The sequence below is a fragment of the Luteibacter yeojuensis genome, from assembly GCF_000964085.1.
GTDB lineage: Bacteria > Pseudomonadota > Gammaproteobacteria > Xanthomonadales > Rhodanobacteraceae > Luteibacter > Luteibacter yeojuensis_A.
In genome coordinates, this window is sequence record NZ_JZRB01000020.1 from 24,444 (window position 1) to 48,752 (window position 24,309).

At 68.5% G+C, this 24,309-nt stretch carries 25 protein-coding genes and 1 tRNA gene; 10 read left to right on the forward strand and 16 right to left on the reverse strand.

The features are described 5' to 3' along the window. Positions 1 to 11: 11 nt before the first annotated feature. The 6 genes from VI08_RS10065 to VI08_RS10090 all read right to left on the reverse strand — a co-directional run bounded on the left by VI08_RS10065 (position 12) and on the right by VI08_RS10090 (position 5,703). Entirely contained in the window at positions 12 to 656 is a 645-nt protein-coding gene (locus tag VI08_RS10065) for a 50S ribosomal protein L25/general stress protein Ctc (RefSeq protein WP_045829453.1), read from the reverse strand. 82 nt (positions 657 to 738) lie between these two features. Beyond that, entirely contained in the window at positions 739 to 1,677 is a 939-nt protein-coding gene (locus tag VI08_RS10070) for a ribose-phosphate diphosphokinase (protein WP_045829454.1), read from the reverse strand. Positions 1,678 to 1,749: 72 nt separating this feature from the next. Next, positions 1,750 to 1,826: transfer RNA gene (locus VI08_RS10075), tRNA-Gln, on the reverse strand. A 42-nt stretch (positions 1,827 to 1,868) separates the two neighbouring features. Continuing rightward, on the reverse strand, positions 1,869 to 3,257 hold the full coding sequence (gene ispE / locus VI08_RS10080) for a 4-(cytidine 5'-diphospho)-2-C-methyl-D-erythritol kinase (RefSeq protein ID WP_045829455.1): 1,389 nt from the start codon (positions 3,255 to 3,257) through the stop codon (positions 1,869 to 1,871). A gap of 125 nt (positions 3,258 to 3,382) precedes the next feature. Then, positions 3,383 to 4,009, reverse strand: coding sequence for a lipoprotein insertase outer membrane protein LolB (gene lolB, locus VI08_RS10085; protein ID WP_045829456.1), 627 nt, complete (start codon positions 4,007 to 4,009; stop codon positions 3,383 to 3,385). After that, positions 4,006 to 5,703: a tetratricopeptide repeat protein gene (locus tag VI08_RS10090; RefSeq protein WP_045829477.1), complete on the reverse strand. Its 1,698-nt coding sequence runs from the start codon at positions 5,701 to 5,703 to the stop codon at positions 4,006 to 4,008. The genes lolB and VI08_RS10090 overlap by 4 nt, the downstream gene beginning before the upstream one ends. Before the next feature lie 136 nt (positions 5,704 to 5,839). On the opposite strand from VI08_RS10090, the gene hemA reads away from it, so the two are divergent. The 3 genes from hemA to ppk2 all read left to right on the forward strand — a co-directional run bounded on the left by hemA (position 5,840) and on the right by ppk2 (position 9,155). Beyond that, a complete protein-coding gene (gene hemA / locus VI08_RS10095; protein WP_045829457.1) occupies positions 5,840 to 7,111 on the forward strand; it encodes a glutamyl-tRNA reductase in 1,272 nt (423 codons plus the stop codon). 31 nt (positions 7,112 to 7,142) lie between these two features. Beyond that, positions 7,143 to 8,219 (forward strand): peptide chain release factor 1, encoded by a 1,077-nt coding sequence (prfA, locus tag VI08_RS10100; protein WP_045829458.1) that lies wholly within the window; start codon positions 7,143 to 7,145, stop codon positions 8,217 to 8,219. A 162-nt stretch (positions 8,220 to 8,381) separates the two neighbouring features. Next, positions 8,382 to 9,155, forward strand: a complete 774-nt coding sequence (gene ppk2, locus VI08_RS10105) for a polyphosphate kinase 2 (protein ID WP_045829459.1) — start codon at positions 8,382 to 8,384, stop codon at positions 9,153 to 9,155. Here ppk2 and VI08_RS10110 read toward each other — a convergent pair. The 7 genes from VI08_RS10110 to VI08_RS10140 all read right to left on the reverse strand — a co-directional run bounded on the left by VI08_RS10110 (position 9,118) and on the right by VI08_RS10140 (position 17,509). Continuing rightward, the gene (locus tag VI08_RS10110; protein ID WP_045829460.1) at positions 9,118 to 9,993 is read right to left on the reverse strand and encodes a cytochrome c oxidase assembly protein; all 876 of its coding nucleotides are present in this window, start codon (positions 9,991 to 9,993) and stop codon (positions 9,118 to 9,120) included. The genes ppk2 and VI08_RS10110 overlap by 38 nt on opposite strands. Before the next feature lie 3 nt (positions 9,994 to 9,996). Continuing rightward, a complete protein-coding gene (locus tag VI08_RS10115) occupies positions 9,997 to 11,859 on the reverse strand; it encodes a GldG family protein (protein WP_045829461.1) in 1,863 nt (620 codons plus the stop codon). Continuing rightward, a complete protein-coding gene (locus VI08_RS10120) occupies positions 11,859 to 12,593 on the reverse strand; it encodes an ABC transporter permease subunit (RefSeq protein WP_045829462.1) in 735 nt (244 codons plus the stop codon). Before VI08_RS10120 ends, VI08_RS10115 begins: the two co-directional genes overlap by 1 nt. Further along, complete coding sequence (locus VI08_RS10125; protein WP_045829463.1) at positions 12,590 to 13,525, reverse strand: ABC transporter ATP-binding protein; 936 nt, start codon at positions 13,523 to 13,525, stop codon at positions 12,590 to 12,592. The genes VI08_RS10120 and VI08_RS10125 overlap by 4 nt, the downstream gene beginning before the upstream one ends. 480 nt (positions 13,526 to 14,005) lie before the next feature. Then, positions 14,006 to 15,394: a polyketide cyclase gene (locus VI08_RS10130; protein WP_045829464.1), complete on the reverse strand. Its 1,389-nt coding sequence runs from the start codon at positions 15,392 to 15,394 to the stop codon at positions 14,006 to 14,008. A 214-nt stretch (positions 15,395 to 15,608) separates the two neighbouring features. Next, positions 15,609 to 16,250, reverse strand: coding sequence for a response regulator (locus VI08_RS10135; RefSeq protein WP_045829465.1), 642 nt, complete (start codon positions 16,248 to 16,250; stop codon positions 15,609 to 15,611). Next, complete coding sequence (locus VI08_RS10140; protein WP_084621429.1) at positions 16,247 to 17,509, reverse strand: sensor histidine kinase; 1,263 nt, start codon at positions 17,507 to 17,509, stop codon at positions 16,247 to 16,249. Before VI08_RS10140 ends, VI08_RS10135 begins: the two co-directional genes overlap by 4 nt. A 191-nt stretch (positions 17,510 to 17,700) precedes the next feature. Here VI08_RS10140 and VI08_RS10145 point away from each other — a divergent pair, with 191 nt between their 5' ends. From VI08_RS10145 to VI08_RS10165, 5 genes are read left to right on the forward strand one after another with little or no spacing between them, the layout of a single operon-like run. Further along, on the forward strand, positions 17,701 to 18,294 hold the full coding sequence (locus tag VI08_RS10145; protein WP_045829466.1) for a GNAT family N-acetyltransferase: 594 nt from the start codon (positions 17,701 to 17,703) through the stop codon (positions 18,292 to 18,294). Continuing rightward, positions 18,291 to 19,064 (forward strand): septum site-determining protein MinC, encoded by a 774-nt coding sequence (gene minC / locus VI08_RS10150; protein WP_045829467.1) that lies wholly within the window; start codon positions 18,291 to 18,293, stop codon positions 19,062 to 19,064. The genes VI08_RS10145 and minC overlap by 4 nt, the downstream gene beginning before the upstream one ends. Before the next feature lie 33 nt (positions 19,065 to 19,097). Next, positions 19,098 to 19,910, forward strand: a complete 813-nt coding sequence (gene minD / locus VI08_RS10155; protein ID WP_045829468.1) for a septum site-determining protein MinD — start codon at positions 19,098 to 19,100, stop codon at positions 19,908 to 19,910. A gap of 2 nt (positions 19,911 to 19,912) precedes the next feature. Then, positions 19,913 to 20,179: a cell division topological specificity factor MinE gene (gene minE / locus VI08_RS10160; RefSeq protein ID WP_045829469.1), complete on the forward strand. Its 267-nt coding sequence runs from the start codon at positions 19,913 to 19,915 to the stop codon at positions 20,177 to 20,179. After that, positions 20,176 to 20,655 carry a hypothetical protein gene (locus VI08_RS10165; RefSeq protein WP_045829470.1) on the forward strand — a complete coding sequence of 160 codons (480 nt, stop codon included), beginning with the start codon at positions 20,176 to 20,178 and terminating at the stop codon, positions 20,653 to 20,655. The genes minE and VI08_RS10165 overlap by 4 nt, the downstream gene beginning before the upstream one ends. Positions 20,656 to 20,658: 3 nt before the next feature. Here VI08_RS10165 and VI08_RS20835 read toward each other — a convergent pair whose 3' ends face one another. From VI08_RS20835 to VI08_RS10180, 3 genes are all read right to left on the reverse strand, one after another. Beyond that, the gene (locus VI08_RS20835) at positions 20,659 to 21,057 is read right to left on the reverse strand and encodes a helix-turn-helix domain-containing protein (RefSeq protein ID WP_052697817.1); all 399 of its coding nucleotides are present in this window, start codon (positions 21,055 to 21,057) and stop codon (positions 20,659 to 20,661) included. Further along, a complete protein-coding gene (locus VI08_RS10175) occupies positions 21,058 to 21,423 on the reverse strand; it encodes a type II toxin-antitoxin system RelE/ParE family toxin (protein ID WP_198148915.1) in 366 nt (121 codons plus the stop codon). Between the two features lie 129 nt (positions 21,424 to 21,552). Next, positions 21,553 to 22,821: a multidrug effflux MFS transporter gene (locus tag VI08_RS10180; RefSeq protein ID WP_045829472.1), complete on the reverse strand. Its 1,269-nt coding sequence runs from the start codon at positions 22,819 to 22,821 to the stop codon at positions 21,553 to 21,555. 107 nt (positions 22,822 to 22,928) lie between these two features. Here VI08_RS10180 and cfa point away from each other — a divergent pair, with 107 nt between their 5' ends. Then, the gene (gene cfa, locus VI08_RS10185) at positions 22,929 to 24,053 is read left to right on the forward strand and encodes a cyclopropane fatty acyl phospholipid synthase (RefSeq protein ID WP_045829473.1); all 1,125 of its coding nucleotides are present in this window, start codon (positions 22,929 to 22,931) and stop codon (positions 24,051 to 24,053) included. 36 nt (positions 24,054 to 24,089) lie between these two features. Next, positions 24,090 to 24,309, forward strand: a 220-nt coding sequence (locus VI08_RS10190; RefSeq protein ID WP_045829474.1) for a hypothetical protein, incomplete at its 3' end; no start/stop codon positions are given.

A 24,309-nucleotide genomic window follows, 5' to 3' on the forward strand; every position in this document is an offset into this window, starting at 1 on the left:
CCGCCAGCCGATTACTTCTTCTCTTCGTCCGACGCCTCGCCGCCTTCGGCGCCTTCGACGGTCGGGTCGACTTCTTCCTGGATCTGCGCCACGGTGACGACGGCAACGTCGTGCTCCTTGCCCAGGCCCAGTTCCGGCACGTCCACGCCCTTCGGCAGCTTGAGGTCCGAGAGGTGGATGATGTCGCCGGCCTTCAGGTTGGCCAGGTCGAGTTCGATGAACTCCGGCAGGTCCTTCGGCAGGCACGACACGGTGACTTCCGTCAGGTTGTGCGAGATGACCAGGCCGGCCGTCTTGCCCGCCGGGCTCTTTTCCTGGTTCAGGAAGTGCACCGGCACGGCGACGCGAACGGCTTCGTTCTCGTTAACGCGCTGGAAATCCATGTGCAGCATGAGCTGCTTGAACGGGTGCTTCTGCCAGTCCTTGATCAGGACCTTCTGGGCCTTGCCGTCGACGGTCAGCTCGATGACCGACGAGTAGAACGACTCGAAACGCGAACCGAGCAGGATGTCGTTGTGCAGGACCTGGATGGCCTGCGGCTCGGCGCCTGCGCCGTAAACGATGGCCGGCACGTAGCCCGCGGTACGAAGGCGGCGGCTCGCACCCTTCCCTTCGATCTTGCGGCTCGTGGCGGTGAGCTTGTGGTTGGTAGCCATGGTGGTGTTGCCTCAAGTAAACCGCCTCGCGGCGGTGGTAGAGGTCTTCCCCGCGACCAGGGAAGACCGAAAAAACGGTGGTTCAGTCGATGTAGAGCGAGCTGACCGACTCGCCATAGGCGATGCGGCGGATCGTCTCCGCGAGCAGCTCCGCGACCGACAACTGGCGGATTTTCGCACAGTTACGGGCGTTGTCGCGCAGCGGCAGGGTGTTGGTGACCACCAGCTGGTCGAGCTGCGATGCCTCGAGGTTGCTGATGGCGGCGCCCGAAAGCACCGGGTGCACGCAGTACGCGACGACCTTGCGGGCGCCTTTTTCCTTCAGCGCCGCCGCGGCGGCGCAGAGCGTGCCGGCGGTGTCGACGATGTCGTCCACCAGCACGCAGGTCTTGCCTTCCACGTCGCCGATGATGTTCATGACCGTGGCCACGTTCGCCTTCGGGCGGCGCTTGTCGATGATGGCCAGGTCGGCGTCGTCGAGGCGCTTGGCGAGCGCACGCGCACGCACCACGCCGCCGACGTCGGGGCTGACCACGATCAGGTCGTCCATGCTGTGGTGCCGCCAGATGTCGGCGAGGAGCACCGGCGAGGCGTACACGTTGTCGACCGGGATATCGAAGAAGCCCTGGATCTGGTCGGCGTGCAGGTCGATGGTGAGGACACGATCGGCACCGGCCGTCTGGAGCATCTTCGCGGCCAGCTTCGCCGTGATCGGCACGCGCGCGGAGCGCGGGCGGCGATCCTGGCGGGCGTAGCCGAAATACGGCATCACCGCGGTGACGCTGCCGGCCGAGGCGCGCTTGAGCGCATCCACCAGTACCAGCAGGTCGAACAGGTTTTCCGCGCTGGGCGCGCCCGTCGGCTGGATGACGAACACTTCCTGCTTGCGGACGTTTTCTTCGATTTCGACCTGCGCCTCGCCATCGCTGAACCGGCCGATGAGCGCCTTGCCCAGCGGGATGCCAAGGCGTGCGGCGACATCGTCGGCAAGCGCACGGTGCGCGTTACCGGAGAAGAGCATCGGGGTGGACGTGTCCACGGGGACTCCTGGGGGAAAAGTTAGGTTGAATCGGCGCAGTGCCACCCGTGAAGGTGGCTGGGGCGGCAGGATTCGAACCTGCGCATGCGGGAATCAAAATCCCGTGCCTTAACCAGCTTGGCGACGCCCCAACAATTCGTGACACATGCCGCAGCCCGCGGCCCTTTCCGTCCTTAGGCGAACCCCCTTGCCCCGATCCGCGCGCGCACCGCGAACAGCGGCGATGGATCGACACCCGCCGCCACGTGGGCGGTGTAGGCCCCGGGGCAGCGCGACGCGACCGCGAGGGCCGCTTCGAAGGTTCTCGTTTCCAGGAAAACGCAGCCACCGCTGCCGGAAAGCCGGGCGCGGCCGAAGCCTGCCAGCCAGTCCAGCGCCGCGGCCACCCGCGGGTGGCGCGCACGGACCACCGGTTCGAAGGCGTTCTCCGCCGAATCCCCGGAAACAAAGGACGAAATTGTCGCCCGCGGGGCATTTCGAGTCAATTCGGGGGCAGCGAACAAGGCCGGTGTAGGCACGTGCTCGCCGGGGTCGAGCACGACGTACCAGCGCCGGGGCAGCTTCATGGCCTGGAGGCGCTCGCCCACGCCCTCGGCCCAGGCCGAGCGGCCGCGGACGAACACCGGCACGTCGGCGCCCAGCGCCAGGCCCAGGGCGGCCAGGGCGTCCTCGTCCAGGCCGGTTTCCCACAGGGTGTTGAGGCCCACCAGCACGCTGGCCGCGTCCGAGCTGCCCCCGCCCAGCCCACCGCCCATGGGGATGCGCTTGGTCACCTCGATCTCCGCGCCAAGGGCGGTGCCGGTGGCCTCCGCCAGCAGGCGCGCGGCCCGCACGGCGAGGTCGCTGGCCTCGGGCACGCCCGGCACGTCGGTCGGCCGGGTGATGACGCCGTCCTCGCGGCGGCGCAGGCGCACCTCGTCGCCCCAGTCGAGCAGGCGGAACACCGTCTGCAGCTCGTGGTAGCCGTCGGGCCGGCGGCCCGTGATGCGCAGGAACAGGTTCAGCTTCGCGGGGGCCGGCCAGGCGGTCCAGTCGCCACGGGCCAGCGGCGCCAGCCGGCGGCTCATGAACACGCGCAGGTGGTCGGGGAACCCATTGTCGCGGTCGCGCGCCAGCGCCTCGGCGAACTCCGGGGCATGCTTGTCGACCTCCACGAAGCCATGCTTCGCATAGAACGGGGCGTTCCACGGCACATCGGCGAGCGTGCCGAGGTCGACGCGGTAATAACCGGCCTCGCGCGCCCAGGCGCAGGCGTGCTCGAGCAGCGCCGCACCGATGCCCCGGCCGCCGAACGCCGGCAGCACGTCGATCTCGGCGATACCGATGGCGCCAGGCGTGCCATCGGCATGCAGGCAGACAAACCCGACCGCCTCGCCGTCGACCACCGCGACCCAGCACAGGCCGCGGATGATGAGCTGGCGGACAATATCGACGGGCAACGCCATGGCCGAATACGACGCCCAGGCCTCGTGCCCGCGGAACATCTCGACAGCCGCGCGCTCGATGGCGCACAGGCGCCCGGCGTCGTCAGGCTGGGCGCGGGTGATGGTGAAGTGCGTCACGGGGGTGGGCTTCGGCGCGAAAGGCGGGATTATCGCGGACGAAGCCTGTGGGAGCCAGCTTGCTGGCGATGTGACTTGTCGCAAACCCCATCGCCAGCAAGCTAGCTCCCACAAAAAAATGGTTGCTACGGGCCCAGCTGCCAGGTGTCGATCGCCAGGCGCACCTTTAACGGGGCTTTTTCCGCGAAGACCTTGCTCGGCATCGGCGGCTGGTGGGTGGCGTCCCAGGCCTTGTAGTCGACCACCCAGCCATCCTGCGTGAGCTGTGACGGCAGGCGGTCGTCGCCGAAGCGGATATCGGCCGGCCCCGTGTCGGCGCGCAGGCCGAGGACCCAGCGCTTCAGTTCCGCCATGGGGATCTGCCAGCCGACGGCCTGCGCCATCAGCGTCTCGGCATCGGGCCCGTGGCGGGTGCCGCCGTCCAGGCCCTCCAGGTCGGCGCCATCGGGGCCACCAACGAGGCGGAAGCTGCGGCCCGTGACCGGGGCCCGCACGGTGAACTCATAGCGCTCGCCGTCCTGCTTCCACGTCAGCGCGCCCGAGCCGGAATCCTTGCCATCGGATACCGAGAGCTTGCCCTGCAGGGTCCAGTGGCTGGTATCGGCGAGGGCGCGTTCGCGCTGCTCCTGCTGGCCCAGGGTGACGACATCGCCCGCGTTATGCACCGCGGGGCGGGTGGTGGCGCAGGCGGCGAGCAGCAGCGGCAGCAGGGCCGCGAGGGCCCCGCGGGGGGCGGAAAGGGATCGGCTCACGGGGTGAATTTCTTCTCGGTTTTCTTCAGCTGGGCGTTCTTAGGGTCGATGCGGCGCACCTCGTTCAGCACCTTGCGGGCCTCGTCGTGCTCGCCGCGCTGCCATAGCACCTCAGCCAGGTGGACGCCGATGTCGCCGTCCTTCTGCTTCGCCCACGCGCCACGCAGCGTGCTCTCGGCCTGGTCGAGCTGGCCCTGGCGGAACTGCAGCCAGCCCCAGGAATCGGCCACGGAAGGGTCGTCCGGCCGCGCGCTGCGCGCCGCCTGCAGCAGGGTCTGCGCCTCGGGCAGGTCGCGGTTGTTGTCGGCCAGCGTGTAACCCAGCGCGTTGCTGGCCTCGATATCGCCCGGCTTCATGTCGAGCACCTTGCGGAAATCGGCCACGGCCTGGTCGACGCGGCCGGCCTCGGCGTAAGCGAGCCCGCGCGCATAGAGCATCTCGGTGTCGTCGGGCTTCACGCGCAGGGCCTTGTCGTACGCGGCGGCCGCGGCGTCGAACTGGCCCGCGTCCATGTACAGCTCGGCATCCACCGCGAACGCCTTCTGCAGGGCATCCGGCCGGTCGGCGTAGCTGGTCTGCAGGTCGGCGACCACCTGGTGGGCGTCGTCGTCCTTGCCCTGGGCGTGCAGGATGACGGCGCTGCGCACGGAGGCATCGAAGGCGCGCGGGTCGTCGTCGCCCACGGCGGCGTACCAGTCGAGGGCGTCGTCCTTCTTGTCCTGCAGCTCGGCCAGCTGGCCGAGGGTGAACGCGTTATCGGCCTGCACGTCGTCGGGCTGCCGGCGGATCTCGTCATAAAGGCGACGGATGGCGGCCTTGTCAGCCGCGCGGGCCGCCAGGGTCATGCGCATGCTGTAGGTGTCGGCGTCCTGCGCGCCTTGCGCCAGCACGCGGGCGGCTTCTTTCTCGTCGCCGCCCTGGGCGAGCACCGAGCCGTAGGCGAGGCGCAGGCGCGGGTTCTTCGGGTCGGCCGCGACCGCTTTGGCAAACAGCTTCTTCGCCCCGGCCTTGTCGCCCGCGTGGAATTTCTGCTGGGCGGCCCAGGCATAGGTGGTGCCGTCATGGAAGCGCTTGAGGGCCTCGGCCCCGATGCGCTGGGCGTAATCGTGGCGGCCCAGGTTCTCGCCCAGCTCGGCCATGGCCAGCCAGGCCGTGGAATCGTTGGGCAGGCGCTGCGGCGTGGCGATGCGCTCGAGCAGCACGCCGGCCTGGGCGGCGTCGCGGGCCTGTACGAGCGTGCGGCCAAAGGCGCGCCAGGCGTCCGGGCCACCGGCCGCCACCAGGGTTTCGAGCTGGCGCTGGGCCTCGGCGGTGTCGCCGCGGTCGAGCGCCATGCGCGCCCTGCCCTCGGCCAGCTCGCCCGGTTTCGCACCCAGGGCGGCCCAGCGGTCGAGCGCCTTGCCCGCAGCGGCCTGGTCGTGGATGGCGAGGGCCAGCTCGGCGGCGCGGCTGGCCACCTTCGGGTCGTCGCTGAGGGCCGCGGCGCGGCCGTAGGCGTCTGACGCGGCCTTGAGATCGTTGTGGGCGATGGCGAAATCGCCGGCCATGACCTGGGCCTCGAGGTCGCGCTCGGGTGGCACGATGGCCACCTGCAGGCGGTCGAGCGGCTGGACGCCGGTGCGGACCTGGCGGGGCTGCTGCCCGGCGGGCGGCGTGGCGGTGGCGCAACCGGCAAGGGCCGCGGCGGCACCCATGAGGACCACAAAATGCCGCACTAGCTTGAACTTGGACCGACCGCTCAGCACACTACTCTCCGTTGTTTTCCGCTAGTCAGCGCACAATGCGCCCTTAGCTTAGCCGACGCCACCCCCGCCGAGCGCCGCCGCCGACATGCCACTCATCGCCCTCGGGCTCAACCACCTCACCGCGCCGGTCAGCCTGCGCGAGCAGGTGGCGTTCGACGAAACGGTGGCGGCCGAGGCCCTGGGCGACCTCACCGCCCAGCCGGGCGTGGAGGAGGCCATGATCCTCTCCACCTGCAACCGCACCGAGCTCTACGTGAGCGTGGCCGACGGTTTCCAGGGGGTGCCGGGGCAATGGTTGTCCCGGCAACACCGGTTGACCCCGCAACGCCTCGATGAGTTCCTCTACCGGCACGACGAGCACGATGCCGTGCGCCACATGTTCCGCGTGGCCACCGGGCTCGACTCGATGGTGCTGGGCGAGCCGCAGATCCTGGGCCAGGTGAAAGATGCCTACCAGCAGGCGCGCAGCGCCAACGCGCTGAAGGCCCCCATGGAGCGCCTGCTGCAGCACACGTTCGCCGTGGCCAAGCGCGTCCGTACGGATACCCGCATCGGCGCGCACACCGTCTCGGTGGCCTACACCGCGGTGCGCCTGGCCGAGCAGGTGTTCACCGACCTGCGCCAGGCCTGCGTGCTGCTGATCGGCGCGGGCGAGACGATCGAGCTGGCCGCGCGCCACCTTGCCGACAAGCAGGTGCGCCGGCTCATCGTCGCCAACCGCACGCTCGAGAACGCCCAGGAGCTGGCCGGCCGCTACAGCGGCTACGCCATCGCCCTGGCCGACCTGCCCCGCCACCTGGCCGAGGCCGACATCGTCATCAGCTCCACGGCGGCGCGCCAGCCCGTAGTCACGAAGGCCATGGTGGCCGACGCCATCGCCCAGCGCCGCCGCCGGCCCATGTTCATGGTGGATATCGCCGTGCCACGCGATATCGAACCGGGCGTGGCCCAGCTCGACGACGTGTACCTCTACGGCATCGACGACCTCAAGCAGGTCATCGACGAGAACCGCCGTTCGCGCGAGCTCGCCGCCCGCGAGGCCGATGCCATCATCGACCTGCAGGTGGAGCGCTACATGTCGTGGCGCCGCGCGCTTACCCTGCGCAACCCCGCCGTCGACATGCGCGTGGCCGCCGAAGCCCAGCGCGACGAGGTACTGGCCAAGGCCCAGGCCATGCTCGCCAGGGGCCGCCCGGCCGAGGAAGCCCTGGCCTTCCTCGCCAACACGCTCACCAACAAGCTGCTCCACGCCCCCAGCGCCCGCCTGCGCGACGCCGCTCTTTCGGGCGACCTCGACCTGCTCCACGCGGCCGGCCGCCTCTACGGGCTGGACCCGGACGACGACGTTTCCGCATGATGTACGGCTTGAGCCGCCATCGTGCCCCCAGATGACCCCGTCGATCCGCCGCAAACTCGAAGCCCTCGCCGAACGCCACGAAGAGGTGGGCCTGCTGCTGGCCCAGCCCGACGTGCTGGCCGACGGCAACCGCTTCCGCGATCTTTCGCGTGAATACGCCCAGCTCGAACCCGTGGCCACCTCGCTGAAGGAACACGACGACGCCGAGCGCGAGCTGGCCGACACGAAGGCCATGCTCGACGACCCCGACATGCGCGAGATGGCCGCCGACGATATCGAGCGGATCGAGCGCCGCCTTGTCGAGCTCGACGGCGAGCTGCAGGTGTTGCTGCTGCCCAAGGACCCGCGCGACGACGGCAACCTGTTCCTCGAAGTGCGTGCCGGCACCGGCGGCGACGAGGCCGCCATCTTCGCCGGCGACCTGTTCCGCATGTACGCCCGCTACGCCGAGCGCATGCGCTGGCACGTCGAGATCCTCAACGCGAACGAGGGCGAGCACGGCGGCTACAAGGAAGTGGTGGCGCGCATCGAGGGCCGCGGTGCCTACTCGCGGCTGAAGTTCGAATCCGGCACCCACCGCGTGCAGCGCGTGCCCGAGACGGAATCACAGGGCCGCATCCACACCTCGGCCGCCACGGTGGCCATCCTCCCCGAGCAGGACGAGGTGGGCGACATCGAGATCCGCGACGCCGACCTGAAGGTGGATACCTTCCGCGCCTCCGGCGCGGGTGGCCAGCACGTGAACAAGACCGACTCGGCCATCCGCATCACCCACCTGCCCACGGGCACGGTCGTGGAGTGCCAGGACGAGCGCAGCCAGCACAAGAACCGCGCACGCGCCATGAGCCTGCTCAAGGCCCGCCTGCTCGACGCCGAGCGCAGCAAGCAGAGCGCCGCCCAGGCCGAGGAACGCCGCCTGCAGGTGGGCTCCGGCGACCGCAGCCAGCGCATCCGCACGTACAACTTCCCGCAGGGGCGCATCACGGACCACCGTATCAACCTCACGCTGTATCGGCTGGTGGAGGTGATGCAGGGGGATATGGATGAGCTGGTGGATACGCTGACGCGTGAGAACCAGGTGGATGAGTTGAGGGGGCTGGGCGACTAGAGCGGAGGCGGGGGATGGGAAGTGGGGGCGCATGGGGTGCCCCCTGCCGCACGCCCCAACCCCGTGGGAGCGCGCTTGCGCGCGATCGCGCGCAAGCGCGCTCCCACAATGTCGTGACGCAAGCTGGGGCAGAATGCCTCTTTCGTCCCAGGAAGCCGTGGCATGGGTAAGAAAAAGAAACAGTACGAGCACGACCTCGAGGCCCTCCAGGTCGAACTGGTCGGCCTCACCCGCTGGCTGCGCCGCACCGGCAAGCGCATGGTGGTGGTCTTCGAAGGCCGCGATGCCGCCGGCAAGGGCGGCACCATCAAGGCCATCACCGACAAGCTCGATACGCGGGCCGCGCGCGTGGTGGCCCTGGGCAAGCCGACGCCCCAGGAAGAAACCCAGTGGTACTTCCAGCGCTACGTGGAGCACCTGCCGGCGGCGGGCGAGCTCGTGCTGTTCGACCGCAGCTGGTACAACCGCGCCGTGGTGGAGCCTGCCATGGGCTTCTGTACGCCCGAACAGTACGACGCGTTCATGAAGGCCTGTCCCGCCTTCGAGAAACTGCTCACCGACGACGGCATCCTGCTGTTCAAGTACTGGCTGGCCGTGGACCAGGCCGAGCAGGAAGAACGCTTCGCCGAGCGCGCGGAAGACCCGCTCAAGCGCTGGAAGCTCTCGCCCGTGGACATCAAGGGCCGCGAGAAATACGAAGAAATGGGCGACTTGCGCGACACGATGATCCAGCACACCGACAAGCCTGACGCGCCGTGGTTCATCGCCGACTTCAACGACCAGAAGAAAGGCCGCCTGGACCTCATCCGCCACCTGCTCGACCAGGTGCCCGACAAGCTGGTGCCGGACCAGGGAGTGGAGCTGCCCAAGCTGAAGGGCAAGCCGCGGAAAGAACGCGTCACCGCGAAGGCGGTGAAGGTACCGAAGGTCTACTGACCCGGCGCACTACGGGCGGCCGCTTCGGCAGCCGCCCCGTGCGCGACAGGCGCAGCCACTGGCGCATGGCCAGCAGGCCGCCGATGGATTCGATGATGGCCGCCGGCACCCACATGATGACGCCGCCGATGAGCTGGCCGGTGAGCACGTTCATCGTGAAGGCGCGGCCGCAGATCTCGAAGATGGGATAGAGGTCAGCCTTCGAGAAGGTGACGATGGCGCCCGCCACGATCTGCGGGGTCATGGTGAACGCCGGCGACAGCACGCGGATGCCGGGCGTCATGCGCCCCGGCGGCTTGGGGCGGTGGTCGAGCACCAGCCACCAGTAGGCCAGGCCCGAGGCCATCATCGACCAGTTCATGAAACGGTAGATGCGCCAGTCGAGCATCGCCAGCGTCTGCATGTCGGGGATGAGCCACACCAGGATCAGCGCAACGAACGAGAGCGTGACGAAGGCCGGGTTGAGCAGCACCGCCGCCACGGCGCGCCCGGCCCACGAGCGCCCCGCCCTGCGCAGGCGCACGCGCCATGGCAGTGGCAGGCCCTTGCGCAGCACGGTGCCCGGGTAAGACGCGATGATCAGCAACGGCGCCAGGTGGTGCAGCAACACCTGCTGGATACGGTGCATGAAGAACTCATGCTCGAAGAAGTAATCCAGGTAGGTGTGCAGCGTGACATACACGATGGCCATGCCCGCCCAGAACGCGGCGCGGCGGCCCACTGGCACGCGCAGGCGCCGCGCGCCCGCCGCATACAGCCATGCGATGGCGACGAAGGCCAGCAGGAAGCTCCACGAGAACTCCCACGGCACGATCCACTTCAGCAGCCCCCCGCCCACGGCTTACATCTCCCGGCGCGCGCGGCGCGTGCGGCGCCAGCCGAACAACAAGCCCGCCAGGGCCACGAGCGCGGGCACCAACACGATGTTGATGAACTTCAGGCGCATGCCCAGCGCGTCGATCTCGGCGTTGAGCTGGTGCTGCACGTCGCGCAACTCCTTGCCGATGGCAAGCTTGCGCTGCAGGTATTGCTCCACTTCCTTGCGCTGCTGCGAGGTGAGCGTGTTGGTCGCGGCGGCGCCCTTCGCAGGCTGCAGCTCGGCAAGGCGGCGCTGCGTGTCGTACAGCTCGTTCTCGAGCTCGCGCTTCTTCACGATGAACTTGCGATCGGCCGCGGCCTGCATGGCCCGCACGCGCGTGAACGGCCGCTGCAGGTTGGCGCGGCCGCGGATCGACAACAGCGCCGTGGAACCACCGAGGTTATCCACGATGTTGGCGATGAAGTCGCCGTTGTTCGCGAACGGCGTGAGCTGCTGCTGGCCCAGCAAGGGCTGCACATCGAGCCACAGGCGGTCGGAGAGCAGGTCGGTATCAGCGATAAGCACGACCTCGCCCGGCGCGGCGGCGACATCGAGGTGGCCGGCGCCCTTGCGCCCGGGGAAGGCCGTGTGGAACGTGTCGCGCAGGCGCGCCGCGACCACGTAGCGATCGTGGCTGGGCTCGTAGTTCTCCAGCAGCGTCGACGGGTCGGCCACGGCATCGCGCACGCGCTGCGACGGCACCACCGTGGCCTCGTCGGAGGTCTGCACCAGCGGCAGCAGGCGCGCCTTCGTATCCGGCGCGAGCTCGAAGAAGCCCGCGGTGGAAACGTTGATGCGCTGAAGGCTCGCCGTCACCACGTCGTCGTGGTTCAGGTCCTGCGCCGACAGGCCAAGCATGGCCGCATGCGGCACGCTGTTGCCGTTGAGCTCGATGGTGAGCGCCTGCGAGCGGTCGAGCACCACCTTGCCCGGGTCGTACACCACGCCCCAGGCCCCGAACAGGCGGCGCAGGTCGGAATCGTGGTCGTCCACGGTGCCGTTCGAATCGATCAGTGGCGCGGTATCCATCTCCGCATCGGGGTCGACGAACACCACCAGGTGCCCGCCGTGCAGCACGTACTGGTCGATGGCGTACTGGGCGTCGTCGCTGAGCTTCTTGGGGTGGATGAGCAACAGCACGTTCACCGAGGGGTCGATGCGCGTGAGGCCCTCCGGGTCGATCGTGGTCACATCGGCCAGCTGGTCGAGCTGGCGCACCACCGACCAGGGTTGCTCGCCGATGACGAGGTTGCCCTCGACGGGTAGCGAGCTCAGGACGCCAATCTTCGGCTTGCGCGGGGCACCCAGTTCGTACAGCAGCTTGGCGATGTCGTACTCGACGAACGCCTCGCGTGCCGGGTCGAAGAAGGCGATGGCCTGTGATGTCGTCGCATCGCCCGTGCCCGTCGTGCCGACCAGACCAAAGAACACGCGCTCGCCGTTGCTGCCGCCACTGGCCGGCGTGAGCCCATAGCTTTCCGCGGCGTCCTCATCGTCGGAGTACGGCACCGGGTCGATCACCCGCAAACGGATGCGCCCATGCGCCCGCACGGCGATCTCGCGCAGCATCTCCAGGATGCGCTGCTCATAGCTGCGCAGTTGCGGCAGCTCGCGGGTGGCGTGCTCGGAGAAGTACAGGGTGAGCGTCAGCGGCTTGGCGAGGCCATCGACGATGTTTTCCGTGCCCGGGGTGAGCGTGTAGATGCGATCCTCGGTGAGGTCGATGCGGGCCGTGCGCAGCGACAGCGAGCTGGCGCCGATGACGGCGAGGAACAGCACCGCCACGGCGACGAGGCCGAGCCGCAGCAGGTTGGCCCGCGAAAGGGCGAACGAGGGCCGCTTCATCAGCGCGTCCTCTTCAGGTCGAGCACGAGCACGGCCGCCCCCAGCCACGCCACGATCATGGCGCCGAAGTACACCAGGTCGCGCAGGTCGAGCACGCCACGCGCGATGGCGTTGGCATGCCGGACGATCGAGAGCTGGCCCATGGCGCCGATAAGCTTGGGCGGCAGCGCGTCCTGGAAGAAATCGAGCACCTGCGGCTGGCCCACCAGCAGCAGCACGAAGCACAGCGAGGCGGTGAGGATGAACGCGATGACCTGGCTGCGCGTGGCCGTGGACATGCACGCACCGATGGCGAGGAACGCGCCGGCCATGAGCCAGCTGCCGATGTAGCCCGACACGATGACGCCGTTATCCGGCTGGCCGAGGTAATTCACCGTGACCCAGATGGGGAACGTCAGCGCGAGGCAGATACCGATGAAGCCCCACGCGGCGAGGAACTTGCCCAGGACCGCCTGCGAGATGCTCACCGGCAGCGAAAGGAGCAGCTCCAGCGTGCCCGAGGCGCGCTCTTCCGCCCACATCGACATCGTCACCGCCGGCACCAGCACCAGGTACAACCAAGGGTGCATGTCGAAGAACGGCTGCAGGTCGGCCAGGCCACGGTCGTAGAAATCGCCCGTGTAAAACGTCAGCACGCCCGACAGCACCAGGAAGATCACCATGAACACATAGGCCACGGGCGTGACGAAATAAGCCCGCAGCTCGCGCCGGACGATGGCAGCCACGGCGCTCATGCGTTGCCTCCGCGCGGCTGCGTGGTGATCTGGCGGAATACTTCGTCCAGGCGCCCCTGCTCCAGCTGGATTTCGGTGACGAGCAGGTTCTGCTCGCGCAGCAGGGCCTGCACCTCCTCGAGGATGGGCTGGCCGGGTTTGGGGAACACCGTGACCCGGCCGTCGAGCGGGTCGACCTCGGTCATCGACACGCCCGGGATGCGCGCCAGCATCTCGCGCGATACACCGCTACCCTGCGCGCTGAATGACACCGCGCCGTGGTACCGCGAGCGGGCCTCGAGCTCCGCCGGCGTGGCATCGGCCAGCAGCTTGCCGTTGGCGATGATGGCCACGCGGTTGCACAGCGCGTGCACCTCTTCGAGCAGGTGGGTGGAAATGAGGATGGTGCGCTCGCGCGCCATGGCGTCGATGAGCATGCGCACCGAGTGCTTCTGGTTGGGGTCGAGGCCGTCGGTGGGCTCGTCAAGCATCAGCACGGGCGGATCGTGCAGGATCGCCTGCGCCAGGCCCACGCGGCGGCGCAGGCCCTTGGACAGCGTACCGATCGGCGCCTCGAGCACATCCTCCAGCTCCAGCCGCATCACCACCTCGTCAAAGCGGCGCAGCGCCACGTCGCGGTCGAGGCCACGCACGCGCACCATGAAGGTGAGGAACTCGCGGACGGTCATCTCGGCGTAGCTGGGTGCACCCTCGGGCAGGTAGCCGAGGGCGCGCTTGGCGGCGAGGGGTTCGCGACGGATATCGTGCCCGCACACGCGGGCGGTGCCGGCGGTGGGGGTGAGGAAGCCGGCGATCATGCGCATGGCGGTGGATTTGCCGGCGCCGTTGGGGCCGAGCAACCCGACGACCTGGCCGGGCTCGGCGCGGAGGGTCAGCGAATCGACCGCGACAAGCGGGCCATAGCAGCGGGTGAGTCGTTCGGTCTCGATCATGCCCGCCCATTAACGCACGGCGACGACGACGGTATCCAGTCCATGGCGCTGCGTATGACTTGTGGGAAAGGCCTGTGGGAGCGCGCTTGCGCGCGATGCTCTTGCACCGGTTCATTCGCTTCGCGAATGCATGCATCCAGCGGCTGGCGCCGCCTTAGGCTGGTGCGGTGTCGCGATTCGGCGGCGGGTGGGCCCTTGGGGCCGACATGAGCGGAGGGCCGCCATGCGTAGCGATTGTCGCGCAGGCGGTGCTACGGCCCGGTCCGAAGGTCCGCGACTGGCGGCACCAAGGGCCTGCCCGCCCCCGACTTCCGACACACCACCAGACACAGGCGGCGCAAGCCGCTAGAAACATGCATTCGCGATAGCGGATGAACCGCTTGAAGAGCATCGCGCGCAAGCGCGCTCCCACAGGGGGTGGGAACAAAAAAAGGCCGCCCGGAGGCGGCCTTTTTTCGACAGCGTAAGTCGCTTCGCGGCTTACTGGGCGGCGGCCGTGCTGGCCGGGGCCGGGGCGGTGCCTGCCGGGGCCGGGGCCGTGCCCGCGGCGGCCGGAGCGGAGGACGAGCCCGCCGGGGCGGCGTCTTCCAGGCCCGGCTGCTTCATGCCGGCTTCCTGCTCCGGGGTCTGGTCCGGGAGGTTGTCGCCCTGCAGCGGCAGGTAGATCTCGAACTTCTGCTCGTCGTAACCCTCGATCGTGCCCTTGTTGTTCACCGGGGCCTTCACCTGGATGTCGTAGGCGCGGAAGCTCACGTCGTCGTACTTGTAACCGTGGGTCTGCGAGTACGCGGCCAGCATCTGGCGCGTCTGCGGCAGGCCGGCGCCGGTGCCGTTCCAGTCAGCCTTGAGGGCCTTGCCGCCGAAGGCGAGCGTGGCCTTGACGTTGCCGTCGACGACGACGCGGCCCAGCTTGTCCTTGCTGCCGGGGGTGGCGGCATCGGCCGGGGCGGCCGGGGCGGCGGCGGTCGAGGCTTCGGCCGGGGCGGCCGCGTCGAGCGTCGGGCGCTGGGCGGCGGTCAGTTCCACGTCCTGGCCGTTGATCTTGATCGTGGTGGCGTCGATCTCGGCGGCCACGTCGAACGTGTAGTTCTGGTCGCCCCAGTTCGTGGTGAACGTGATGCGCGGGCTGACGATGTTCACGCCGAGCTTCTTGGCGGCCGCCTGGATCTCGGCCATGGCCTTGTCCGACGCGGTGTCGACGTCGTCGAGCGTGCGCGGGGCCGTGGTGGAAACGAACAGGATGGGCTTGGCCGGCTGCTCGACGATCGACGGAACCATCTTGCTGTAGTCGATGTTCGGGATCGACGCCATCAGGTTCTGCAGGTTCGACAGGCTGAACTGGATCTGCGCGTCGGGATCGCCGTGGATGTAGAGGTTCGAGAAGCGGTCGATCAGGTTGAACCCGTAGGCGACATCGTAGGCCCAGTTCACCTTCACGAGCTTCTGGCTGCGGCCGGTGCGCTCGAGGTTGATGGTGTACTTCTTGTCGTGGCCGCGCCAGTTGTTCTCGAGGTTCCAGACGATGGTGCCCTTGCCCGCATCGCTGATCTGGGCGAAGCCCGGATCGATGGAGGCGATCTCGAGGGAGCCGTCACCCAGCTTCGGGTCGTTGGCCTTCCACGAAATCTTGGCGCCCGGGCCGTAGGCCTTGCCCGACAGCTCGTACTGCAGCTTGGGGTCGTAGGTGCGCAGGACGCTGAAGTCCTGGAAGCGACGGAAGTTGCTAAAGACGTCGTAAACCTGGCGCAAGTCCTTGCTGATAAGCACTTCGCGCTCGACGTGTCCGGTCGAGGGCATGGCCACGCCAACGACGACGCCAAGGACGGCGACGATGACAATAGCGACGATGAATTCTAACAGACGCGTCATTCCACGATTCTCCGAACGTCTTTGAACAGGCAACGCCCGGCTGTGGAGGCCGCGCCGTCACCCCTGAAGAACGGCCCGTGGCAAGCGGCTGCCAGTGCCGAAAGAACCGATGGTAGCCGGTCATGGCGCCGAGCGCCATTGGGTCCCCTGCCCTTTTTCGCAAGCCAGTACAAGGCGAAAAATTCCGGTGCGGCCGGGGCTGGTCAGCCGCCCGTCAGACGATACCCAGCTCCAAGGCCTTCAGCACGGCCCGGGTGCGGTCGCGGACGCCCAGCTTGGAAAGGATGTTCGACACGTGGTTCTTCACGGTGCCCTCGGCCACGCGCAGGGAGTTGGCGATCTCCTTATTGCTGTAGCCGCCCGAGAGCAGGCGCAGGATCTCGGTCTCGCGCTCGGTGAGCGGATCGGGCTGCTCCAGGCTCGAGAACTGGTTCTGGATGCGGCCCACCCCGGCCAGCAGGCGCTGGGTGACCATGGGGGCCACCAGGGAGCCCCCGGCGGCCACGGTACGCACGGCCTCCACCAGCTGGTCGAGCGACACATCCTTGAGGAGGTAGCCACGGGCGCCCGCCTTCAGGCCCGACAGCACCAGCTGGTCGTCGTCGAAGGTGGTGAGGATGATGGTGGGCGGCAGCTCGTTGCGGCCGCCCAGCGCCTGGAGCACCTCCAGGCCGCTCATGTTGGGCATGCGCAGGTCGAGCAGCACCACGTCGGGGCGCACCTGCGGGATGGTCTGCACGGCCTGGGCGCCGTCGGCGCACTCGGCCACCACGCGGATATCGCCGGCAAGGTCGAGCAGCGAGCGGATGCCCTGGCGGACCAGGTTCTGATCGTCAACGAGGCAGACGGAGATCATGTGGGGTCCTCGGATGGAACGGCGATGGTGGCATGGGTGGGCGGCAGCGGGCTATCGGCCAGCGGCAGGCGTTGGGGGGCATGGGCCAGCACCTGCGCCTCGCCCAGCGGCAGGCGGGCCGTCAGGGCGAACCCGCCCTCGGGGGCGTCGCGGAACGCGATGGTGCCGCCGAACTCGGCGAGCCGCTCGCGCATGCCGGTGAGGCCGTTGCCAGGGCGGAAACCGGTGGCGTGGCCCGTGCCCCGGCCGTCGTCGCGGGCGTCGAGGCAGAGTTCGTCGGGCCCGGTGTGGCGGAACGTGAGCCAGAGGTTACGGGCGGCCGCGTGGCGCACGGTGTTGGTGAGGATCTCCTGCACGCAGCGCAGCAGCATCTGGGCCCGGCGCGGATCCTCCACGCCAAAACGCGGCGGGATGGCCAGGTGCACCGAAAGCCCCGGCACGCCCTCGGTCAGGCTGCGCAGGGCCTGGGTGAGGTCGATGGCGTCGTCCTGGCGCAGTTCGCTGACCACCTCGCGCACATCGGCCAGCAGCTGCTTGGCGGTGGTCTGCGCCTTCAGCACGTGCTCGCGCGCGGTGTCGTTGGTGAGGTGGCTGGCCACCTCGAGGTTGAGGCTGAGCGCGGTGAGGTGGTGGCCGACCAGGTCGTGCAGGTCGCGCGCGATGCGCATGCGTTCGGCGATGCGGGTCGATTCCGCCAGCAGCGCGCGCGTGGCGCGCAGCTCGGAGTTGAGCCGGCGTAGCTCCTCGCGCTCCTCGGCCAGCAGGCTCGCGGCCATGGAGGTGACGAACATCAGCGAGGAGAAGCCGAAATACAGGCAGGCCTGCATCACCGACAGCAGCAGGGTGAACCCGGGCACGAGGGTGAGCACGGGCACGAGGGCCACGTGGGCCACCACCATCCACACCATGGCCACCGGCAGGCTCACCAGCCATGGCGCCACGGCCGCGACGAGCACCAGCAGCAGCGCCGACAGGCCGCTGCGGCTGAGCGCGCCGATGGCCAGCGCCGTGCCCGTGAGCACCACGAGCACCACGATGCGCGTGGGGCCGTGCACGCGGGTGCCAAAGCTGCGCGTCAGCAGCCAGTACACCAGGCCGAAGACGAGGTAGCAGCCGGTCCACGCCAGCAGGGCCAGGTCGCCGATCTGGCCGTCCTGCGCGCCGGCGCGTTGCAGCGACAGCGGCAGGCCCACGCACAGGTACACGAAGTACGCGGCGTAGCGCAGCAGGCGGACGTGGTTCAGCTGGGGCTTTGACATGCACGCATCATAGGCCTTCGCGTGGCCGGCACCACCTGACTGAAGTCACGTGGCGCGGCGCGGCAAACACCGGCTTTACAACGGTTTTACATCCGCGCCGGCGCTCCCCGGCGAGACCGGGGCGTGTCATAATCCGCGCGTCGGGCGCCCCGGGGGCTGCCTTTTTCGTAACACATGGACCGGAGCAACGAATGGCCCTTGCCATCCGCGACGTGCGAGAGCACGACCTGGATGCCGTGCTTGCGCTTAACAACGCAGCGGGCACCGGCATCCTCGCCACCGATCGCACCCGGTTGCGCCACCTGTACGACCACGCGCATTACTTCCGCATCGCCGAGCAGGATGGCCGCCTCGTCGGCTTCCTCATCGCCATGCGCCAGGATGCCGCTTACCAGAGCCCGAATTTCCGCTGGTTCCAGGGCCATTACGAATCCTTCGTGTACATCGATCGCATCGTCATCGAGCACGATTACCGCGGCCATGGCCTGGGCCGCATTTTTTACTGTGACGTGCAAAGTTATGCCGAGGTACGCGTGCCGCTCCTGACCTGCGAAGTTTTCCTTGAACCCCGCAACGACCAGACCGTGCTGTTCCACGGCACCATGGGTTTCCAGGAAGTGGGCCAGCAGACGATGGGCGAGGATGGCCCGAAGGTAAGCCTGCTCGCCCGCGAGCTGCCCAGCTTCCCGTTCGTGCGCGAGCGCTACCTCGAACAGGGCGGCCTGCCGGCCGAGCCCTGGCTCGCCGAGCGCAGCCGCCCCGCCGACCGCGGGGTGGCCGCATGAGCGCCCGCGCCGAATCCCTCGAAGCCGCCTGCGACCTGCGCTTCGGCCAGGTGGGCATCGCCTGCGTGCGCGTGCGCCGCGTCGATGCCGCCGCGCTGGTCGAGGAACTGGAGCGCCGCGTGCGCTCGGCACCGCAGATGTTCACCCGCGCCGCCGTGGTGCTCGATCTCTCGCACCTGCCCCGCCTGCCCGACGACGGCATGGTCGACGCCATGCTCGAAGCCATCCGCAGCGCCGGCATGCTGCCCGTGGGCCTGGCCTACGGCACCAGCGAGACCGAGGCGCTCGCCGAGCGCATGGGCCTGCCCCTCATCGCCAAGTTCCGCGCGCAGTACGAGCCGGCCCAGGGCGAGGCCGCCGCGGCCGCCCCGGCACCCGTCGCCGCCACGCCACGCGCCGCCGAACCGGCACCGGTGCCCGGCGTGGAGCCCGGCGCCGCCGCCACCGCGCAGCACCACGCCGGCAGCGCCGTGCGCTCGGGCCAGCAGGTGTACGCGCGCGAGCGCGACCTGGTCGTGGCCGCCGCGGTGGCCAACGGCGCCGAGGTCATCGCCGATGGCTCGATCCATGTCTACGGCAGCCTGCGCGGCCGCGCCATGGCCGGCGCGCAGGGCGACGAAACCGCGCGCATCTTCTGCTCCGATTTCCGCGCCGAACTGGTCGCCATCGCGGGGCATTACCGGGTGTTCGAGGATATCCCCAAGGAATTCGAGGGCCAGGCCGTGCAATGCTGGCTCGATAGTGGAAAACTCATGATCGCGCGGCTCTGACGCCGATCCCAACCGTTGTATGCGGAGAATCACTTGACTGAAATCATCGTCGTCACCTCCGGCAAGGGCGGAGTCGGCAAGACCACCACCAGCGCCTCCCTCGCCACCGGCCTCGCCATCGACGGCAAGAAGGTCGCGGTCATCGACTTCGACGTCGGCCTGCGCAACCTCGACCTGATCATGGGCTGCGAACGCCGCGTGGTGTACGACTTCGTCAACGTCGTGCACGGCGAGGCCACGCTGAAGCAGGCGCTAATAAAGGACAAGCGCCACGAAACCCTCTACGTGCTCGCCGCGTCGCAGACGCGCGACAAGGACGCGCTGACCCAGGAAGGCGTCGAGAAGGTGCTGAACGAACTCACGGCCGAGGGCTTTGATTTCGTGGTGTGCGATTCGCCGGCGGGCATCGAGAAGGGTGCGCACCTGGCCATGTACTTCGCCGACCACGCCGTTGTCGTCGTGAACCCCGAGGTTTCCTCGGTGCGCGACTCCGACCGCATCCTGGGCCTGCTCTCCAGCAAGACCCGCCGCGCCGAGAAGGGCGAAGCCCCGATCAAGCAGCACCTGCTGCTCACGCGCTACAACCCGAACCGCGTCGAAGCCGGCGAAATGCTCAGCGTGAAGGACGTGGAGGAAATCCTCGGCATCTCCGTCGTGGGCGTCATCCCCGAATCCGAAAACGTCCTCGCCGCGTCGAACGCGGGCGTGCCCGTCATCCTCGATGAGAACTCCAATGCCGGCCAGGCCTACAAGGATACGGTGGCCCGCATCCTTGGCAACGAGCGCCCGCTGCGTTTCCTCGAGCCGGTGAAGAAGGGCTTCCTCAAGCGCGTGTTCGGAGGCTGAGCATGGGTATCCTCGATTTCCTGAAGCGCAAGCCCGAGCCAAGCGCGGGCGTGGCCAAGGAGCGCCTGCGCATCATCGTCGCCCAGGAGCGCTCGACCCGTGGCGGCCCCGACTACCTGCCCCTGCTCCGCAACGAGCTGCTGGAAGTCATCCGCAAGTACGTGAATGTCGACGTCGAGGCCGTGAACATCAACCTCGAGCGCGATAGCGGCCACGAAGTGCTCGAACTCTCGGTCGCGCTGCCGGACGGCAAGCCCGCGTCGGCATGACCACGGCCGGCCCCGCCGACGCGGTGCTCCGCGTCGGCGACATCGGCTTCGACGAACCCCGCACCCTGCTCGCCCACCATGGCCTCGCGCTTGTCGCGGTGGCCGACGGTGAAGCCATCCCCGGCAGCTACTGGGGGGATACCGAAGCCGGCATCATCGGCAGCACGGTGTATGCCCGCGCCGACACCCCCGTGCACTCCCTGCTCCACGAGGCCTGCCACCTGCTGGTGCTGCCCGAGGACAAGCGCGCGCTGGTCCACACGGACGCCACCGACTCGGTGGAGGAAGAAGACGCCACCTGCTACCTGCAGATCGTGCTGGCCGGCCACATGCCGTCGGTGGGCTCCGGCCGCCTGATGGACGACATGGACCGCTGGGGCTACACCTACCGGCTCGGCTCCACGCGGGCGTGGTTCGAACACGACGCGCCGGAGGCCCGCGCATTTCTCCAGGCGCGTGGCCTGCCCGTGGGCTAGGCCCTACGGGGTGTCGTCCCCCCGCTCGGTGTCGTAGGGGGACGGGCGCTCGGCGACGCTCCTGAGGCGCTGCGCCAGGTGGCTATCCACCGGCTGCACCGGCGCCGAAAGGAACGGCCCGCGGCGAAGCGGCTCCCATTTGATGACGGCGCGGCGACCCAGCGCCCACGCGATATCCGCGAGGTTGCCCAGCGTAAGCGTGCGTGCGCCGGAAAGCAGTTGCGTGACCTGCGCACGGGTGGTGCCAAGCCGCCTGGCCAGGTCGGCCCGGGACATGCCGGTGGACGCCATGAGCTCGGCGACCGCTTCGGTGGTCCACAGGATGAGCCGCTCGCGTTCGTAGGCGCGGCGGTCTTCCTCGGTGGCCTCCTGGCGGGCAACCCAGTCGTCGTTCGTAGCCATCTAGTTCACCTTCTCAAGAAATTGCCGCCTGCATCGCTCGGCGTACGCGATGTCGGTTTTGTCATGCTTATCCTTCTTTTTGTAAACACCGCGGACGACGACCACGCCATCGCCATGCATGAAGCAGAGCAGGCGCACCTGGAACGACTTGAACTCGAAGATGCCCGCCGACCCCTCGAGTTTCTTGAATTTCTCGGTGTTGTGGATACCGCCCATGGTGCCGAACAAATCGAACAACACATCGACCTTGCGGCGGGCCGCGCGGTCGAGCGAGGCCAGGAACGCATGCACGCACTGGCAATCGCCCTCATCGACGAGGGCATACACCGACTTCTTTAATCCCTTGAACAGACATCGTGTCTTCAACGCGTTTCCTCCCATGCGGCCGGGTTTCCTACCCGGCACCGCGGGAGAAACTTAGCGCAGGGAGCCCCATGCGTCTGTCGGATGATTCCGACACACCATGTAGGTGAAACGGCTGGCCAGCGTGGGGGATCAGCCCGGTTCGTTGCGCTCGATCTGCGAGACGACCTCGCTGGCCGCCACCGCGGTGGCTGACGCGAGGCGGCGGCGCTCCATGCCGCGGTACCACAGCCACGCCGCGAGGCCGACCAGGCAAAGGGCCGAGGCGCCCAACGCCAGGTGCAGCATGCTCGACGACAACAGCGGCGAAAGCACGCCGGCGATGAAGGCCGTGGTGAGCAGGCTGCCGAACGCCTGCACCGACGATACGCCGCCACGCTGCGCGGGGAAGCGATCGAGCAGCAGCAAGGTGATGGTGGGGAAGGCCATCTGCACGCCGCAGCCGTAGAGCGCCAGCGGCAGCGTGGACCACGGCACGCGCGGCGCGTCGAGCACCAGCGCTAAGAACAGGCTGAAGGCGCAGCTGGCCAGCATGGCTGCGTAACCCCAGCCGACGGTGCGCGCCGCGCTGACGCGGCCGGCGACGCGGCCGGAAATGAACGCACCGGTGACCATGCCGGTCACGGTCGGCACGAACAGCCAGGGAAAGCCGTCGGCGCCCAGGTGCAGCACATCGCGGATGAGGTGCGGCGCCGAGGCGATATACAGGAACAGGCCGGCGAAATTCACCGAGCTGGCGATGGCCAGCGGCCAGAACGGCAGGTCGCGGGCGATGGCAAGGTAGCCGCGCAGCAACGGCCGCGGCCGGAACACGGTGCGTTTTTCGACCGGGTGCGATTCCTGCAGGAACCGCAGGATGCCCGCCACCAGCAGCACCGTGAACGCCGTGAGCGCCCAGAAGATGCCGCGCCAGCCATCGATGCCCAGCAACCATGCACCGACGATGGGCGCGATGGCCGGCGCGATGCCGAAGATCATCATCACCTTCGACATCATCCGCTGCGCATCCTCGCCGTGCAGCGTGTCGCGCACGATGGCCCGGCCGACGACGATGCCCGCGCCGCCCGACAGCCCCTGGACGATGCGGCAGCCAAGCAGGAAGCCGAAGCCCGGCGCCAGCGCCGCGCCCGCCGAGGCCAGGGCGTAGATGCCCATGGCCACGACGATGACGGGCTTGCGCCCGTAGGCGTCGGAGATGGCGCCGTGGAACAGGCTCATCACCGCATAGGCCAGCAGGTAGACGCTGAGCAGCTGCTGCAGGGCCACCTCGCCCACGCCGAACGAACGGCCGATATCGGGGAAGCCCGGGAAGATGGCGTCGATGGAGAACGGCCCGATCATGCTGAGGGCCGCGAGCAACAACGGGAGGTGGCGCCGCGGGTCGCGGGCTACGGAGGCCATGGACCTTCAATCTGTACCGGGGGATGTCTTCCAGTATAGCTGGAAGTGGTGCTTGCCCCGTGGTGCCCGGCGGTGGCCATAATCATGCCCGACAGGGGGCGCCACCCATGAGCCACGATACGTCGTCACTGAAGGCACGCGCGCAGGGCCTGCTGGAACACGCGGGCATCGCGATCAACGGCAACCGCCCCACCGACATCACGGTGCACGACGAGCGCACCTACGCGCGCGTGTTCGCGCACGGCTCGCTGGGCCTCGGCGAGTCTTACATGGATGGGTGGTGGGATTGCCCCGACCTGCCCGGCTTCATGGCGCGCGTGCTCACCTCGCACCTCGACGAATCGCTGCGCACGCTCGATACCGTCGTGGCGCACCTGAAGGCCCGCCTCACCAACATGCAGCGCGGCGACCACGCGTGGGACGTGGGCCGCCGCCACTACGACCTCGGCAACGACCTGTTCGAGGCCATGCTGGGCAGGCGCCTGGTGTATTCATGTGGCTACTGGGCGAACGCGTGGAACCTCGACGATGCGCAGGAGGCCAAGCTCGATCTCATCTGCCGCAAGCTGCAGCTACGGCCGGGCCAGCGCATCCTCGACATCGGCTGCGGCTGGGGCGAGGCGCTGAAGTACGCGGCCGAGCGTTACGGCACCCGTGGCGTCGGCATCACGATCTCGAAAGAGCAGGCCGACTACGCGCGCGAGCTGTGCCGCGGGCTGCCCATCGAGATCCGGCTGCAGGATTACCACGCGCTCGATGAATCCTTCGACGCCATCCTCTCGGTAGGCATGTTCGAGCACGTGGGCGGGAAGAACTACCGGCCCTGGTTCGAGGTGGCGCGGCGCTGCGTGCGGCCCGACGGGCTGGTGCTGCTGCATTGCATCGGCAGCAACGGCGCGCCGACACGGCCCGACCCGTGGATCGACCGGTACATCTTCCCGAACTCGGTGATCCCCACCATGCCGCAGGTGGCCAGCGCCCTCGAAAGCCTGTTCGTGGTGGAGGACTGGCACAACTTCGGCCCCGACTACGACCGCACCCTGGTGGCCTGGCAGGTGAACTTCGATGCCGCGTGGCCGCAGTTGTCGGCGCGCTACGACGAGCGCTTCCGGCGCATGTTCCACTATTACCTGGGCTGCTCGGCCGGCATCTTCCGCAGCCGCCGCGACCAGCTCTGGCAGGTGCTGCTGTCGCCACGGGGCGTGCCAGGCGGCATGCGCGTGCCGCGGTAGACAAAACGACCACCTGTGGCCCCGTAGGGTCGGGGCATGATCGAGACCGACGTCCCTGCCCGCCTCGACCGCCTCGCCTGGGGCCGGTTCCACACGCTCGTGGTGGTGGCGCTGGGGATCACCTGGGTGCTGGATGGCCTCGAGGTCACCATCACCGGCTCGATCGCCGGCGCCCTGAAATCCAGCCCGGTGCTGCACCTCACCGACACCCAGGTGGGCCTGGCCGGCAGCGTCTACCTGGTGGGCGCCGTGGCGG

Bases quoted from the DNA above. Each gene is read 5' to 3' on its own strand.
- VI08_RS10135 (WP_045829465.1), bottom strand. From the start codon at position 16,250: ATGATCTCCGTCTGCCTCGTTGACGATCAGAACCTGGTCCGCCAGGGC.
- VI08_RS10180 (WP_045829472.1), bottom strand. From the start codon at position 22,821: ATGGCCTCCGTAGCCCGCGACCCGCGGCGCCACCTCCCGTTGTTGCTC.
- VI08_RS10115 (WP_045829461.1), bottom strand. From the start codon at position 11,859: ATGAAGCGGCCCTCGTTCGCCCTTTCGCGGGCCAACCTGCTGCGGCTC.
- VI08_RS10070 (WP_045829454.1), bottom strand. From the start codon at position 1,677: ATGCTCTTCTCCGGTAACGCGCACCGTGCGCTTGCCGACGATGTCGCC.
- cfa (WP_045829473.1), top strand. From the start codon at position 22,929: ATGAGCCACGATACGTCGTCACTGAAGGCACGCGCGCAGGGCCTGCTG.
- hemA (WP_045829457.1), top strand. From the start codon at position 5,840: ATGCCACTCATCGCCCTCGGGCTCAACCACCTCACCGCGCCGGTCAGC.
- VI08_RS10145 (WP_045829466.1), top strand. From the start codon at position 17,701: ATGGCCCTTGCCATCCGCGACGTGCGAGAGCACGACCTGGATGCCGTG.
- ppk2 (WP_045829459.1), top strand. From the start codon at position 8,382: ATGGGTAAGAAAAAGAAACAGTACGAGCACGACCTCGAGGCCCTCCAG.
- VI08_RS10130 (WP_045829464.1), bottom strand. From the start codon at position 15,394: ATGACGCGTCTGTTAGAATTCATCGTCGCTATTGTCATCGTCGCCGTC.
- VI08_RS10120 (WP_045829462.1), bottom strand. From the start codon at position 12,593: ATGAGCGCCGTGGCTGCCATCGTCCGGCGCGAGCTGCGGGCTTATTTC.
- VI08_RS20835 (WP_052697817.1), bottom strand. From the start codon at position 21,057: ATGGCTACGAACGACGACTGGGTTGCCCGCCAGGAGGCCACCGAGGAA.
- VI08_RS10125 (WP_045829463.1), bottom strand. From the start codon at position 13,525: ATGATCGAGACCGAACGACTCACCCGCTGCTATGGCCCGCTTGTCGCG.
- prfA (WP_045829458.1), top strand. From the start codon at position 7,143: ATGACCCCGTCGATCCGCCGCAAACTCGAAGCCCTCGCCGAACGCCAC.
- VI08_RS10090 (WP_045829477.1), bottom strand. From the start codon at position 5,703: ATGGGTGCCGCCGCGGCCCTTGCCGGTTGCGCCACCGCCACGCCGCCC.
- VI08_RS10165 (WP_045829470.1), top strand. From the start codon at position 20,176: ATGACCACGGCCGGCCCCGCCGACGCGGTGCTCCGCGTCGGCGACATC.
- minE (WP_045829469.1), top strand. From the start codon at position 19,913: ATGGGTATCCTCGATTTCCTGAAGCGCAAGCCCGAGCCAAGCGCGGGC.
- VI08_RS10065 (WP_045829453.1), bottom strand. From the start codon at position 656: ATGGCTACCAACCACAAGCTCACCGCCACGAGCCGCAAGATCGAAGGG.
- VI08_RS10140 (WP_084621429.1), bottom strand. From the start codon at position 17,509: ATGTCAAAGCCCCAGCTGAACCACGTCCGCCTGCTGCGCTACGCCGCG.
- minC (WP_045829467.1), top strand. From the start codon at position 18,291: ATGAGCGCCCGCGCCGAATCCCTCGAAGCCGCCTGCGACCTGCGCTTC.